This is a genomic window from Spiroplasma endosymbiont of Polydrusus cervinus (assembly GCF_964019755.1).
Classification (GTDB): domain Bacteria; phylum Bacillota_I; class Bacilli_A; order Mycoplasmatales; family Mycoplasmataceae; genus Spiroplasma.
In genome coordinates, this window is record NZ_OZ026469.1 from 154,168 (window position 1) to 168,322 (window position 14,155).

The following is a 14,155-nucleotide window of genomic DNA, read 5'->3' on the forward strand; positions in this document are numbered from 1 at the left end:
TAGACTGCACCCTGTTTAGTAAGTATTAATAAAAAGGTTTACAAACTTTCATTTATTATATATTTTTCTTTTTGGTTTGAATATCATTTATTTCATTTTTTAACATCATTAATATATTCATTATGAGATTTATAATTTTTATTATGGATTGTTCCTTTTTTAAGTAATGAATGAAAACTTTCAATAATAATGTTGTCTGCATAATGATAATTTTTACCCATTGAAATTATAATTTTGTTATCTAAACATTTACTATTGTAATCTTTAGATGTATATTGATATCCGTGATCTGAATGAATTATTATTTTATTTAAATCTTTTTTTATTTTTTTAATTTTATTAATTGCATCATTTAAATTATCAATTACAAGTTTGTTATTATTAAATTTTGATCATTTTACATCAATAATTTCTTTAGTATATCCATCAAGTATTGTTGATTGATAATGTTTTTTACCATTTCAAATTAAATAAGTTACATCAGTAAATAAAATTGAAAATCTTTCTTTAATATCATTAAAATTACGATTTACTAAATCAGGATATTTAATTATATTTTTATTTCTATTTTGTTTTATTAATATTTTTCTACGCATACGCTTTACATATTCAGCTTGAATATTATTTTCTTTCATAATTCGCAATACTTTCTTAGCATTATAAATAATGCCATAATCTTCTTTTAAATATTTGGTAATTCGACGATAACCAAATTGTTTTAAATTTTCTTCATAGACTTTTACAATATTTTTTAATGATTCGCTATCCTTACCATTACTTGAATAATTTTTATATTTATCTCAATAACTACGCTTTAAATCTGTTATATCAAGTAATAAATTTAGTGGATATTTATTAATGTTTTCTTTGATAAAAGATACAATTTTTCTTTTATTTAATTGTAAAAGTCATGAAGCTTTTTTAGTAATTCATACCTAACTTTGTAATAGTTTAAATCTCTTTTTTCAAATGATTCTTTTGGACCTTTATTGGTGTTTAAAATTCCTTTCTTAAAATTTTCATACCATGAAGCAACAGTTTTTTTATTAATTTGATATTTTTTTGCAATAAAACTTATACTATTATTTTTAACCTCTTGTACTATCATTTTTCGAAAATATGCTGTATATTTATTAAATTTTTGTCCTTTTCTTGCCATATAAAAATGCACCTCCTTTAAAGTTTAGCAAAGACTTTTTTTCTTTACTTACTTTTTTGGGTGCAGTCTAAAGTTTAGCAAAGACTTTTTTCTTTACTTACTTTTTTGGGTGCAGTCTATAATAATACTTATTCTCCTTTTTCTTATATATAAATTTAACCTTTATTATTGCATAATACAAGGATATTTTTTTAATTAATTAAGTTTCTTAATAATTCGGCTAAATTATTAGGCTCTTTTTTAATTAAACCATTATCGTAACCATAATGTGAAATTATCGTTGTATTATTGTTAATTAAAAAATCAATAATTTTAGCATATAACCCCGTTTCTTTAATAACTTCTTCAAAAACAATAATTTGTCAATATTTTGCTGTCTTAATTTGCACTAGCATTTGTTTATCAAGTCGATTAATAAATCGTGCGTTGATAAGATTAATTTTTTTTGTTGCTAACTTCATAATAATTGTTTGGGCTTTCACGACATTATTCCCATATGTTATTAATAAAATTGGTGCTTTAGCATTTTGAATAACATATTCTCATTGCCCAATTTGAAATGCCCCCCCCGCACAAGCTTGATGCGTAATTCCACCCTTTGGATAACGAATAAAAAAAGGATTTGTTTGATTTGCTAACGCTAACTTTAATAATTGCTCAAATTCACCACTAGTTGCTGGTTGACTAATAATTGGGATATCACCCATACTATTTAAAAAACCAACATCATAAATCCCATGGTGACTATCGCCGTCCCCCAGTGATAAACTAGCCCGGTCAATTAAAAAGATCACTGGTAAATGATTACGAATAACATCATGTAAAACTTGATCATAAGTCCGTTGTAAAAAAGTAGCATACATATTCACAATTACTTTATGATGGTCTAAGGCAAAACCAGCTGCTAATGTCACAGCATGCTCCTCTGCTAATCCAACATCAAAACAATATTGGGGATTTTGTAACATAAATTCTTCCAAATGAACGGAAGCTTGCATTGCCGCTGAAATAAAATAAAATTTTTCGGGGGCAGTTTGGAAGAATTTTCCCACTGTTTGAGCAACATAATAACTTCATTCATTATTTTTATTCTCGGTTAAACTATAAGAATGATATTTTTCTTGCTCTGCTTGTGATAATCCATAACCATGTCCTTTTTTTGTTTTAACATGTAAGACAACACTGGCACTGCGTTTTTTTGCCTGCCGCAAACTTTTTGTTAACTTACGAAAATTATGCCCATCAACAGTCCCAATATAATCCAAATTAAAACCAGCAAATAAACTCGGAATAACAAAACTACGAATAATTTTTTCCACTAATAAATGTCCTAATCATAACAATGTTAATGGTGGAATATAACGTAAAACTCGCGCAATTTTACTAGCCCCCCGGTATAATCACCCAGTTCGAACTTTACTAACTGCTGTATGTAAAATATTAACATTTTTTGAAATACTCATCGCATTATCATTTAGAATAATAATAATTTTATTCGAAATTGTTCCTAAATAAGTTAAAGCTTCTAAAGTTAACCCATTGGTAAAAGCAGCATCACCAATTACACAAATAATATTATGATACTTTTGATTATAACTATAAGCAATAGCCGTTGATAAGCCCGTTCCAGCATGGCCATTTGAAAGATAATCATATTTACTTTCATCAACATGTTGAAAAGCAACTAACCCTTCTGGCAAGCGAATTGTTGTAAAATGGGTTTTTCGATCAGTTAAAATCTTATATGCATAAGTTTGATGACCAGTATCAAAAATAATCACATCATTATTATCAATATCAAAAGTTTGCAATAAACTAATTGTTAACTCAACTACTCCTAAATTGCTAGCTAAATGACCACCATTTTTCGTCACTGTTGCAATAATAATACGGCGAACATCCTCTGCTAATTCAATTAAAGCTTTTGTTTTTAAATTTTTTAAATCCTGATGACTCTGATAATCTTGCAATTTCATCTTTTAACCCCACTTAATATTTTTGTAAAAAATAATTAATTTGTTGAACAAAATTATTGAAATATAATGGCGTAATTTCACCAATTAAATAATGACAATTAGCAGTTACGGCTAATTTTATTTTATAAATTTCAACATTACTGCTATCTTTTAAAACCTTTTTCATTACAGTTAAATTAATTAAAAAGACAAGATAATAACTATAGTCAAAATATAACTTATGATTTTCCAATTTAGTAAATGGTTGGTAAAAAATATTAGCAATAATATTATAAAGCAAATTAAACTTATAATACATTTTAATTTTTGGATTAGTAATATCACTATCCGCAAAAATTTCTGTTTCATAATTAGTATCAAGCTGGTTAACAAAAATTTTTGTTTTTAATTCCTTAATTACTTTTAAAATTCGTTCCCCTTCTCGTTTTACCCCCGAATGACGAATATATTGCATATGATAATAAATTAAAACTAACTTGATTAAAATAATGCTATCAAAATATTCTTGTTCATCTAAATTATTTAACCGTAATAAGTAAACAAAGTTTTTAATTAAAATTCCTTTTTCATCAAAAGTTTTAAAATCTTTTAAAATAACTCGATTTAATTTTAATTCATTTAATTTTTTTCAAATTTTAATATTATTCTTTTTAACTGAGCCACTACGTTCAAAAATTTGTCCTGCCATTATAAACTAGTCTTCATCAACTTTAAAATCAGTGGCATTATTATCTTTAACAATTTTAGTGACTTTATCTTTAATATCTTGTAACTTAGTTTCAGCTACTTTCGTTAATTTAATGCCAGTTTCAAAAGCATCAATTGCTTGATCTAATGGTAATTGATTATTTTCTAAATCATTAACGATTTGTTTTAATTTTTCTAAAATTTGTTCAAATGATTTATTATTTGTCATTTTTTTCACCATCCTTATTAATTGATTGCACGATTGATTGAATAATTCCATCTTGCACACGTGTTATAATTATATCATTATTCTTAATATCTTGAGTTGTTATTACGACATTTTTATTATTATTGTAGGTAATACTATATCCTCGTGTTAATGTTTTTAACGGACTTAATAAGTCTAATTTACTTAATAAATTATTTTTAATATGTTCAATTGTTAATATTTGTTGCTGAATTGTACTTATTAAAGTTTGATAATACGTTTTAATCATATTCTTATTTGCTAAAAAAAAAGTCTCTTGTAAGATATTAAATTTATTTAATAACAATTGATAAACATGCTGCTGATTAGTATACAAAGCTTGTGGCTTTGTTAACACATAACTATGTTTTAAATCATTTAACTTATCTCCGACCTTATCAACCTTGCTTTTAATAATATTAATTAAACTACACCGTTGTTGTTGTAAATAAGTTCCTAATTCTTTTTGATCAGGGGTTGCTAATTCAGCCGCAGCAGTTGGGGTTGGTGCTCGTAAATCACTAACAAAATCAGTCAACGTAAAATCAACCTCATGCCCAACAGCAGCAATAATTGGAATCGTTGCTTGATAAATTGCCTCAATAACTTCAATTTCATTAAAGGCTCATAAATCTTCAATACTACCACCACCACGGCCAACAATTAAGGTATCAATTTGTGGTTTAAAAGCTTGGGCTGCCTTAATTTTTGTGCGAATATCATGTTTCGCCTCAGATCCTTGCACTAAACTAGGAAATAAATAAATATTTGCTTGTGAAAAACGACGATGAATGGTGGTAATAATATCGCGAATGACAGCTCCGGTTGGCGCTGTTATAACCCCAATATTATTTGGAAAGCGAGGAATTGGTTTTTTTAAGGATTGATCAAACCATCCTTTTTTATTTAATTCTTGCTTTAATGCTTCGTATTTTAAAAATAAATCACCAACACCTTGTAAAGACAATGCAACAACTTGCAAACTATATGTCCCTTGTGGTTCATATACTTTAATCGAACCTGTTGCCACAATTTTTAAGCCCTCTTTTAATTTAAATTTTAAATTTTTAGCACTAAAAGCGAACATAATTGCCCGAATTTGGGCTTTATCATCTTTAATTGTAAAATAAATATGCCCTGAAGAATGATTTGTAATATTAGAAATTTCTCCCTGCAAAGAAATATTAATTAAATTTGGTTCTTGTTCAATCATTGTTTTTAAATAATAATTAACTTCACTAACCGTATAAATATTTTTACTCATATGCCCCCTCCAATTGTTGTCATGCTCCTCCAATTAATAATATTGTATAATGTAAAACTAAATCATAAAAAGTTAATAAAATTATAACAAATTAAAAATAAAAAACAATAATCACAAAAAATAGTAAATTAAATGGAACGATACCCAAAAAGTAAACATAAAATAAAAAACATTTGGTATTAATATTCTACACGATATGTTTGTTTAAAATTCATTCATTTATGAATTAAATTAATCATATCGTGTTTTGTTTTGATAATATTATTGTAAATAGTTTCTTTCTTTAAAATTGAATGAAAACTTTCTATAACTGCATTATCTAAAGGAGTGCTTAGACTGCACCCCGTTTAGTAAGTATTAATAAAAAGGTTTACAAACTTTCATTTATTATATATTTTTCTTTTTGGTTTGAATATCATTTATTTCATTTTTTAACATCATTAATATATTCATTATGAGATTTATAATTTTTATTTATGGATTGTTCCTTTTTTAAGTAATGAATGAAAACTTTCAATAATAATGTTGTCTGCACAATGATAATTTTTACCCATTGAAATTATAATTTTGTTATCTAAACATTTACTATTGTAATTTTTAGATGTATATTGATATCCGTGATCTGAATGAATTATTATTTTATTTAAATCTTTTTTTATTTTTTTAATTTTATTAATTGCATCATTTAAATTATCAATTACAAGTTTGTTATTATTAAATTTTGATCATTTTACATCAATAATTTCTTTAGTATATCCATCAAGTATTGTTGATTGATAATGTTTTTTACCATTTCAAATTAAATAAGTTACATCAGTAAATAAAATTGAAAATCTTTCTTTAATATCATTAAAATTACGATTTACTAAATCAGGATATTTAATTATATTTTTATTTCTATTTTTTTTTATTAATATTTTTCTACGCATACGCTTTACATATTCAGCTTGAATATTATTTTCTTTCATAATTCGCAATACTTTCTTAGCATTATAAACAATGCCATAATCTTCTTTTAAATATTTGGTAATTCGACGATAACCAAATTGTTTTAAATTTTCTTCATAGACTTTTACAATATTTTTTAATGATTCGCTATCCTTACCATTACTTGAATAATTTTTATATTTATCTCAATAACTACGCTTTAAATCTGTTATATCAAGTAATAAATTTAGTGGATATTTATTAATGTTTTCTTTGATAAAAGATACAATTTTTCTTTTATTTAATTGTAAAAGTCATGAAGCTTTTTTAGTAATTCATACCTAACTTTGTAATAGTTTAAATCTCTTTTTTCAAATGATTCTTTTGGACCTTTATTGGTGTTTAAAATTCCTTTCTTAAAATTTTCATACCATGAAGCAACAGTTTTTTTATTAATTTGATATTTTTTTGCAATAAAACTTATACTATTATTTTTAACCTCTTGTACTATCATTTTTCGAAAATATGCTGTATATTTATTAAATTTTTGTCCTTTTCTTGCCATATAAAAATGCACCTCCTTTAAAGTTTAGCAAAGACTTTTTTTCTTTACTTACTCTTTTGGGTGCAGTCTATCCTTAAAGTTTAGCAAAGACTTTTTTTCTTTACTTACTTTTTTGGGTGCAGTCTATATTTGTATTAATAATTTTAATGAAAATGATTAAACAAATTTGTATTAGTAAATTTAGTTGTATTTTAACCGATAGAGGAAAAGAATTTTATAGATGAAAAACAATAGAAAAACACTTTAAAATAAGAGTTTATTTTTGTGATCCTGGTAAACCTCGTCAGAAAGCATTAGTAGAAAGAATAAATAGAGATATAAGGCGTTGATTTGGATTAAAATGAGCCATTAATTAATATTCGTAGTAGATTAAAATCTATTTTAGATATATTAAATACCACAATTAGACCTTGCTTGGAAAATTTTACATCAAGACAATATTTTAAAAAAATTTTTTTAAATTAAATTAGTGTTTGTTAAGATTAGTAAAATTTATTTTTTGTTGTGTTTAATTTTATAATTTTAAAAATAAATATTAAAAACAATATTTTTAATTTAATATTTTTTGTGATTATTGTTTTTTATTTTTAATTTGTTATAATTTTATTAGCTTTTTATGATTTAGTTTTATAGTATACAGTTTAAAAGATAGGTGAAAAAAATGAAGAAATTACGAAGAGTTTCATTAATTTTCTTAACAATTGGAGGAATTTTTAGTACGTTACTATTTGGATTATTAATTATTTTAAAAAATAAAATTAGTAGTCAAATGTTTCTTTATAATGCTGCATACATGTTATTAGAAGATATTCGGCGTTTAGTTTTACAGTTTTCAAATAGAAGAGTATATAATAATATGATGGCAAAACCAGAAGTAGTCGGTGGTATTTTAATAGCAATTTCTTCTTTTTTAGTGTCAATGTATTTAATTCCAAATTATTTAAGAAAAAATAATGCTTATAAAGGATTTGGAGCTAGTTTAGCTTTTATTATTGGTCTAGCGAGTGTTATTTTATTATCAATGGCTGTTTTTCTTGCTGGACAACCAGAGAATTTAAACAAAAGTTTAAATATTTTTAAATTAGGTCGTAACTTTAATACGGGAATTATTTTATTATTTATTGGACCAGTTTTAACTTTCCTTGGTGGTGTTTTAGCAATAGTTTATTATGGAAAAACTCAAAAAATGAAAGTATTAACCCAAGATCAACAAAATCGTTTGTCAGCAATTAATTTAAAAACTGATAAAATTGGAGCACTTGGCGTAACACTACAAAAAGAGATGGTAAGTTCTGCTGAGCTTTCTAACGTTAAAGAACGAACACCAGCGGTTAATAAAACAGTTTCATCAATGAATGATTTAAAAGCGAAGATGGCTCGTAATGCTCTTTTACATGAAGAAGGTGAGGCCCATCTTCTTTCAGAAGAAGAAAATAATAGTAATATTCATAATTCAAATGGAGCAATGCGTATTGGCAAAGAGGGTCAATATTTACGTACAATTAAAGATGGCGAAGGAATCGTTGATGAATCACCAGCAGGTTTATTGCTTGAAAAAGAAGGTAATTTTGTACAAAAAAGCGATATTATTAAACACCACGATTATTCAGCACCAATTTTTAGTGCGGGGACAGGATCATCAAGAGGACGTTCATCTTCGCATAGTTCAATTATTATTCCAAAATCAAAGCAACATATGCCATTAGATACAACAGAATTAGCTGAACGAATTGGTTCAGTTCCACAGCCAAGTAGAAAACAACGAATTAATCCGAATGCGCGTGTTGATAGTTCGTATTATGGGAAAGTTTTTTTAGGTGATATTGATAAAATTTGAACTGCCGGGAAAAAATATCGCGAAGATATTACTAAAAAACCAGCAACAAAGCATTCTTTTCAATCATCAAATTTAGATGATAATCTTGATGATTATAATGAAAATGATGACAAAATAGATAATAATCATTAATTAAGGCAAATTATGATAGGGGGGCGGGACAGCATGGCATTGCAAAAAGTGCTACCGTATCAGGGAAATTTAATTAAATATGATTTAATTATTAAAGAACAAAAGAATATTGTGTTGAATGTTAATAATGGCAAAATTAAAGTATCAGCCCCTAGCTATGCGTATGATTGGGAAATTGAAGCTTTAATTTATAAAAATATTAAAAAAATTATTACCGTAATTAATGTTCACGATAATTATCGGAAAATTGTTATTAACCCTAATGGCATGGGTTATGTTTATGTTTTTAATGAAAAATATACATTGCAATTGACCCAAGAAAATATCCATACAAAAATCATTAATCGCCAAGTATTCTTATTAAAAGACGCTGGTAGTTATGATGAAAATGTTAAAAAGTTACATAGTTTTTTAAAACAAAAATTTAGTTATAAATTTGAACAATTATTAAATAAATGAGCAAAAACGATGAATTTCTCTTATAAAAATTTAACAATTAAAACAATGATTCGCAAATGAGGTGTTTGTTATCCCCAAACTGAAAAAATTGTTTTAAATACCAAATTAATTCATTTTAATCCAATGGTATTAGAATATGTTATTATTCATGAGTTATCCCATTTAGTTCATCATAATCATTCGAAATCATTTTGATATCATGTTGAAAAATATATGCCAAATTATCGCGAAAAGGTTGAAATTTTAAAAAAACCAGGAATTTAAAATGGTTTTCTTTTTAATTTATATTTTAACTAAGTAAGGAGATGAAAAATGTGCTTTATATTTAGTGTAAATTGTAAATACCAAATCATAAAAAGTTAACTATTAATTTAGTTAACTTTTTAAGTTAATTTTTAAGTTAATTATAGGAGGTTAAAATTATGCAAATAAAGCAATATTTAATTTTGCGATCGTTAGTAAAAAGTATGGTAAAGATATTGTTATTAATACTGTCAATAAGATTGCAAATGATATTGAAATTAAAAAGTAAAGAATAAATTATCCCGCGTAATTTACAATTTTCAATTAACTTTCAATTACTTTCAACTGGTGGTTGTTGTGATTTGGGTTCTGGTTTACTACTCCCCGCTTTCACTATTATTTGGTTTTTTGCAACTAATTAATGATGTTGTACTTGTTGCTTTTAATCCGATTACCTCCTAAAATATTTAAAATGTTATAATTTATGTGCAATAATTATAACATTTTAAATATTTTAGGAGGTAAAGTATGAAAAAATATGAAAGATTAGATTTTAATGAAAGAGTAAATTTGGAAAAATTAAAAAATAATGAATTATTTAAAAAGAAAAATGAAACAATTAATATTCAAAAAATTGCTAAACAAATGAATAGAGACTATAGAACTATTTGGCAAGAGTTAAATATGTTTGATAATATTAATGATTATAATGCTGCAAAAGCACAAAAAATACATGATAAAAATAAAAAACAATGTCGTAAATATTCAATGTTAAATTCACAAGAATTAAGTCATTTTTCTAATGAATATAATAATTTTGGTCGTTCGCCACAAAATATTATTACTTCGTATGAATTACAATATAATGTAAAATTTGGTGTATGTTTTAAAACAATGTATAAATATATTAAATTAGGTTATTTTAATTTAAAAAAAGAAATGTTATATATTAAAAATAAAAAAAGAAAAACAAAAAAATAGGGAACAAAATGATAATCGTGGAAAATTACTTAATATTAGAGATTATAAGCAATTTTTAAATGATTATGGAAATGATTTAAGTTTTAGTGGAATTTGAAAAATGGATACTCTTGATTGTGATAATTTTTATTTGTTAGTTTTAGTAAATCGTAAATCAAAAATACTTTTTTATCATATTTTATTTAGTAAAAAGGCAAGTATTGTATTAACAATTTTAATGAAAATGATTAAACAAATTGGTATTAATAAATTTAGTTATATTTTAACCGATAGAGGAAAAGAATTTTATAGATGAAAAACAATAGAAAAAAACTTTAAAATAAGAGTTTATTTTTGTGATCCTGGTAAACCTTGCCAGAAAGCATTAGTAGAAAGAATAAGTAGAGATATAAGGCGTTGATTGGGTCAAAATGAGCCATTAATTAATATTCGTAGTAGATTAAAATCTATTTTAGATATATTAAATACCACAATTAGACCTTGCTTGGAAAATTTTACATCAAGAAAATATTTTAAAAAAATTTTTTTAAATTAAATTAGTGTTTGTTAAGATTAATAAAATTTATTTTTTGTTGTGTTTAATTTTATAATTTTAAAAATAAATATTAAAAACAATATTTTTAATTTACTATTTTTTGTGATTATTGCTTTTTATTTTTAATTTGTTATAATTTTATTAACTTTTTATGATTTAGTTTTACAATATACAACACCTGTTGAATTTAGAAAACAACAGTCCATATAAAAAGTGTCCTAAAAAGGGTTGCCAATCCAATTTATTTTTTTACTGGTAGTTTTATAAAAAGAAAACTAAAACTAAAAAGTAACATTCCAATGATAATACTGTAAATAATAATATAAGTTAATATATTTGCATAAAAATTGATCATATTTGGCATAATAATGATACTTAATAATAAACTAAAGATAGCACGGCCAAAGACATGTTCAATCATTAATCCTAATGTTAAATGTTCAGAACCAACTAAATTAATAATATTATTTTTTTGAATCCGACTTAAATTTCCTAAACAACACCCAATTAAAAATTGACTACCCCCTAACCCAATTGTTAAGTATAAAGTATATGATAACTGAGTTTGGAACGGAAAATAGGAAATTGTTAATCCTAATAATAAGCCAATTACGACGATAGCAATCGTAGTGTTACAAATAATTTGTTGTTTAATATTTTGATTTGTTTTAATTAAATATCCAAATAGATAACTTAATTTACGAATAACATATAAACTACCAATTATGATGATTATCATTGGCATATTATTTTTATTAAAAACTAAAATCGGTAAAATATAACCCAAAAGTTCATTAATACTATATAAAAAACTTGATGAATATAAATAACTTCAAAATTGTTTATTTTTTCGCAACATTTTTCAACTAGCCGGATTAATTTTAAAGGTAATTTCTTCTGTTTGTAAATTATGGTTAAAGAAAATTAAACTAAAATTAATTAATGTAAACAAACTAAAATATGCTTGTAAGCTAATTTTAGCTGCTAAGTCTTTTAAAAAGTATTGTAATAAAAATGGAATTATAATTGTCACAACACTCCCCATAATAAAATAAAGACTAGGGTTTGTTTTTAAATGATGTTCATGAGCATAACTCCGAATAATTTCCATTGAGAAGGGAACCATTCCAGCAACAAACATTTCTGTGCAAAAAAGCAACAGGGGATAAAAATAAATAATTAAATTATTATCAAAAAAATTAATAGTCATTAATAATGATAGAAAAATAAATAGAAAAAAACTATTAATTTGAAGAATAAAAGTATTACTTTTTTTCTTTTTAACTTTTGCTCATAACGGGGTAAAAAAGAACATTGCAATTGGAATTAATAAGAAGAATCAAATTTTTGTTACACCAAATTTGTCAAAAATTTGAAATGGAATAAATGAAAATAATGCTCCCATTAAAATCCCTTGAATGATCATTATTATTTTTCAATTTCGTAATGTATTTGTCATTTTTTATTATCACATCCTGTATACTGTAAAAATAAATCATAAAAATCTAATAAAATTATAACAAATTAAAAATAAAAAACAATAATTACAAAAAATATTAAATTAAAAATATCATTTTTAGACTGCACCCTGTTTAGTAAGTATTAATAAAAAGGTTTACAAACTTTCATTTATTATATATTTTTCTTTTTGGTTTGAATATCATTTATTTCATTTTTTAACATCATTAATATATTTATTATGAGATTTATAATTTTTATTATGGATTGTTCCTTTTTTAAGTAATGAATGAAAACTTTCAATAATAATGTTGTCTGCACAATGATAATTTTTACCCATTGAAATTATAATTTTGTTATCTAAACATTTACTATTGTAATCTTTAGATGTATATTGATATTCGTGATCTGAATGAATTATTATTTTATTTAAATCTTTTTTTATTTTTTTAATTTTATTAATTGCATCATTTAAATTATCAATTACAAGTTTGTTATTATTAAATTTTGATCATTTTACATCAATAATTTCTTTAGTATATCCATCAAGTATTGTTGATTGATAATGTTTTTTACCATTTCAAATTAAATAAGTTACATCAGTAAATAAAATTGAAAATCTTTCTTTAATATCATTAAAATTACGATTTACTAAATCAGGATATTTAATTATATTTTTATTTCTATTTTGTTTTATTAATATTTTTCTACGCATACGCTTTACATATTCAGCTTGAATATTATTTTATTTCATAATTCGCAATACTTTCTTAGCATTATAAACAATGCCATAATCTTCTTTTAAATATTTGGTAATTCGACGATAACCAAATTGTTTTAAATTTTCTTCATAGACTTTTACAATATTTTTTAATGATTCGCTATCCTTACCATTACTTGAATAATTTTTATATTTATCTCAATAACTACGCTTTAAATCTGTTATATCAAGTAATAAATTTAGTGGATATTTATTAATGTTTTCTTTGATAAAAGATACAATTTTTCTTTTATTTAATTGTAAAAGTCATGAAGCTTTTTAGTAATTCATACCTAACTTTGTAATAGTTTAAATCTCTTTTTTCAAATGATTCTTGTGGACCTTTATTGGTGTTTAAAATTCCTTTCTTAAAATTTTCATACCATGAAGCAACAGTTTTTTATTAATTTGATATTTTTTTGCAATAAAACTTATACTATTATTTTTAACCTCTTGTACTATCATTTTTCGAAAATATGCTGTATATTTATTAAATTTTTGTCCTTTTCTTGCCATATAAAAATGCACCTCCTTTAAAGTTTAGCAAAGGCTTTTTTCTTTACTTACTTTTTTGGGTGCAGTCTATTTAATTTAATATTTTTTGTAATTATTGTTTTTTATTTTTAATTTGTTATAATTTTATTAGATTTTTATGATTTATTTTTACAGTATACATTGGAAAAAGAAAAAAGGCGACTAATTTAATTATAAATAATTCTTGGCGACAAAAACAAGCATACGAAGAACTGGATCAAGGAAATAAAATAGCAAATATATAAAAAATACCCTATCTATAAAGAGTATAGTAAAATAATAGTAGTGAGTGATTTGGCTTCCTTACTTCTTAAAATTATACAAAGTGATACTAAGTTGTTTGTAAAACAATTTAGTATCGTGGAAACGCTAGCGTTTTCATAGACAATTT

15 protein-coding genes and 4 pseudogenes are annotated in these 14,155 nt (G+C 24.1%); 4 read left to right on the forward strand and 15 right to left on the reverse strand.

What is annotated here, in order from left to right:
* Nucleotides 1-38 precede the first annotated feature (38 nt).
* The 11 genes and pseudogenes from AACK78_RS00865 to AACK78_RS00905 form a co-directional block, all read right to left on the reverse strand.
* Entirely contained in the window at nt 39-635 is a 597-nt protein-coding gene (locus tag AACK78_RS00865) for a DDE-type integrase/transposase/recombinase (RefSeq protein ID WP_338955679.1), read from the reverse strand.
* Nucleotides 636-656: 21 nt separating this feature from the next.
* A pseudogene (locus tag AACK78_RS07205) lies at nt 657-929 on the reverse strand (hypothetical protein); the annotation flags it as partial.
* On the reverse strand, nt 896-1,159 hold the full coding sequence (locus tag AACK78_RS00870) for a transposase family protein (protein ID WP_338954390.1): 264 nt from the start codon (nt 1,157-1,159) through the stop codon (nt 896-898). The pseudogene AACK78_RS07205 and the gene AACK78_RS00870, both read right to left, overlap by 34 nt.
* Before the next feature lie 191 nt (nt 1,160-1,350).
* Nucleotides 1,351-3,135: a 1-deoxy-D-xylulose-5-phosphate synthase gene (locus AACK78_RS00875; RefSeq protein ID WP_338955681.1), complete on the reverse strand. Its 1,785-nt coding sequence runs from the start codon at nt 3,133-3,135 to the stop codon at nt 1,351-1,353.
* A gap of 13 nt (nt 3,136-3,148) precedes the next feature.
* Nucleotides 3,149-3,823: a hypothetical protein gene (locus AACK78_RS00880; protein WP_338955683.1), complete on the reverse strand. Its 675-nt coding sequence runs from the start codon at nt 3,821-3,823 to the stop codon at nt 3,149-3,151.
* A gap of 6 nt (nt 3,824-3,829) precedes the next feature.
* Nucleotides 3,830-4,051 carry an exodeoxyribonuclease VII small subunit gene (gene xseB, locus AACK78_RS00885; protein ID WP_338955685.1) on the reverse strand — a complete coding sequence of 74 codons (222 nt, stop codon included), beginning with the start codon at nt 4,049-4,051 and terminating at the stop codon, nt 3,830-3,832.
* Nucleotides 4,041-5,333 (reverse strand): exodeoxyribonuclease VII large subunit, encoded by a 1,293-nt coding sequence (gene xseA / locus AACK78_RS00890; RefSeq protein ID WP_338955686.1) that lies wholly within the window; start codon nt 5,331-5,333, stop codon nt 4,041-4,043. The genes xseB and xseA overlap by 11 nt, the downstream gene beginning before the upstream one ends.
* A 370-nt stretch (nt 5,334-5,703) precedes the next feature.
* On the reverse strand, nt 5,704-5,850 hold the full coding sequence (locus AACK78_RS00895) for a hypothetical protein (protein WP_338955687.1): 147 nt from the start codon (nt 5,848-5,850) through the stop codon (nt 5,704-5,706).
* Nucleotides 5,804-6,301: a DDE-type integrase/transposase/recombinase gene (locus AACK78_RS00900; RefSeq protein ID WP_338955689.1), complete on the reverse strand. Its 498-nt coding sequence runs from the start codon at nt 6,299-6,301 to the stop codon at nt 5,804-5,806. Before AACK78_RS00900 ends, AACK78_RS00895 begins: the two co-directional genes overlap by 47 nt.
* 21 nt (nt 6,302-6,322) lie before the next feature.
* Nucleotides 6,323-6,595, reverse strand: a pseudogene (locus tag AACK78_RS07210) (hypothetical protein); the annotation flags it as partial.
* Nucleotides 6,562-6,825, reverse strand: a complete 264-nt coding sequence (locus AACK78_RS00905; RefSeq protein WP_338954390.1) for a transposase family protein — start codon at nt 6,823-6,825, stop codon at nt 6,562-6,564. The gene AACK78_RS00905 and the pseudogene AACK78_RS07210, both read right to left, overlap by 34 nt.
* Before the next feature lie 131 nt (nt 6,826-6,956).
* Between AACK78_RS00905 and AACK78_RS07215 the strand changes: the two are divergent.
* The 4 genes and pseudogenes from AACK78_RS07215 to AACK78_RS07220 all read left to right on the forward strand — a co-directional run.
* A pseudogene (locus AACK78_RS07215) lies at nt 6,957-7,290 on the forward strand (IS30 family transposase); the annotation flags it as partial.
* 196 nt (nt 7,291-7,486) lie between these two features.
* Nucleotides 7,487-8,794, forward strand: a complete 1,308-nt coding sequence (locus AACK78_RS00915) for an MFS transporter (RefSeq protein ID WP_338955693.1) — start codon at nt 7,487-7,489, stop codon at nt 8,792-8,794.
* 33 nt (nt 8,795-8,827) lie between these two features.
* Nucleotides 8,828-9,517: a SprT family zinc-dependent metalloprotease gene (locus AACK78_RS00920; protein WP_338955695.1), complete on the forward strand. Its 690-nt coding sequence runs from the start codon at nt 8,828-8,830 to the stop codon at nt 9,515-9,517.
* Nucleotides 9,518-10,024: 507 nt separating this feature from the next.
* A pseudogene (locus AACK78_RS07220) lies at nt 10,025-11,012 on the forward strand (IS30 family transposase).
* 241 nt (nt 11,013-11,253) lie between these two features.
* Here AACK78_RS07220 and AACK78_RS00935 read toward each other — a convergent pair.
* The 4 genes from AACK78_RS00935 to AACK78_RS00945 all read right to left on the reverse strand — a co-directional run bounded on the left by AACK78_RS00935 (nt 11,254) and on the right by AACK78_RS00945 (nt 13,746).
* The gene (locus AACK78_RS00935; protein ID WP_338955701.1) at nt 11,254-12,471 is read right to left on the reverse strand and encodes a hypothetical protein; all 1,218 of its coding nucleotides are present in this window, start codon (nt 12,469-12,471) and stop codon (nt 11,254-11,256) included.
* 156 nt (nt 12,472-12,627) lie between these two features.
* Entirely contained in the window at nt 12,628-13,185 is a 558-nt protein-coding gene (locus tag AACK78_RS00940) for a DDE-type integrase/transposase/recombinase (protein WP_338955703.1), read from the reverse strand.
* Between the two features lie 30 nt (nt 13,186-13,215).
* A complete protein-coding gene (locus tag AACK78_RS07225; protein ID WP_422396875.1) occupies nt 13,216-13,494 on the reverse strand; it encodes an IS3 family transposase in 279 nt (92 codons plus the stop codon).
* A 90-nt stretch (nt 13,495-13,584) separates the two neighbouring features.
* Nucleotides 13,585-13,746, reverse strand: a complete 162-nt coding sequence (locus AACK78_RS00945) for a hypothetical protein (protein ID WP_338954996.1) — start codon at nt 13,744-13,746, stop codon at nt 13,585-13,587.
* Between the last annotated feature and the right edge of the window lie 409 nt (nt 13,747-14,155).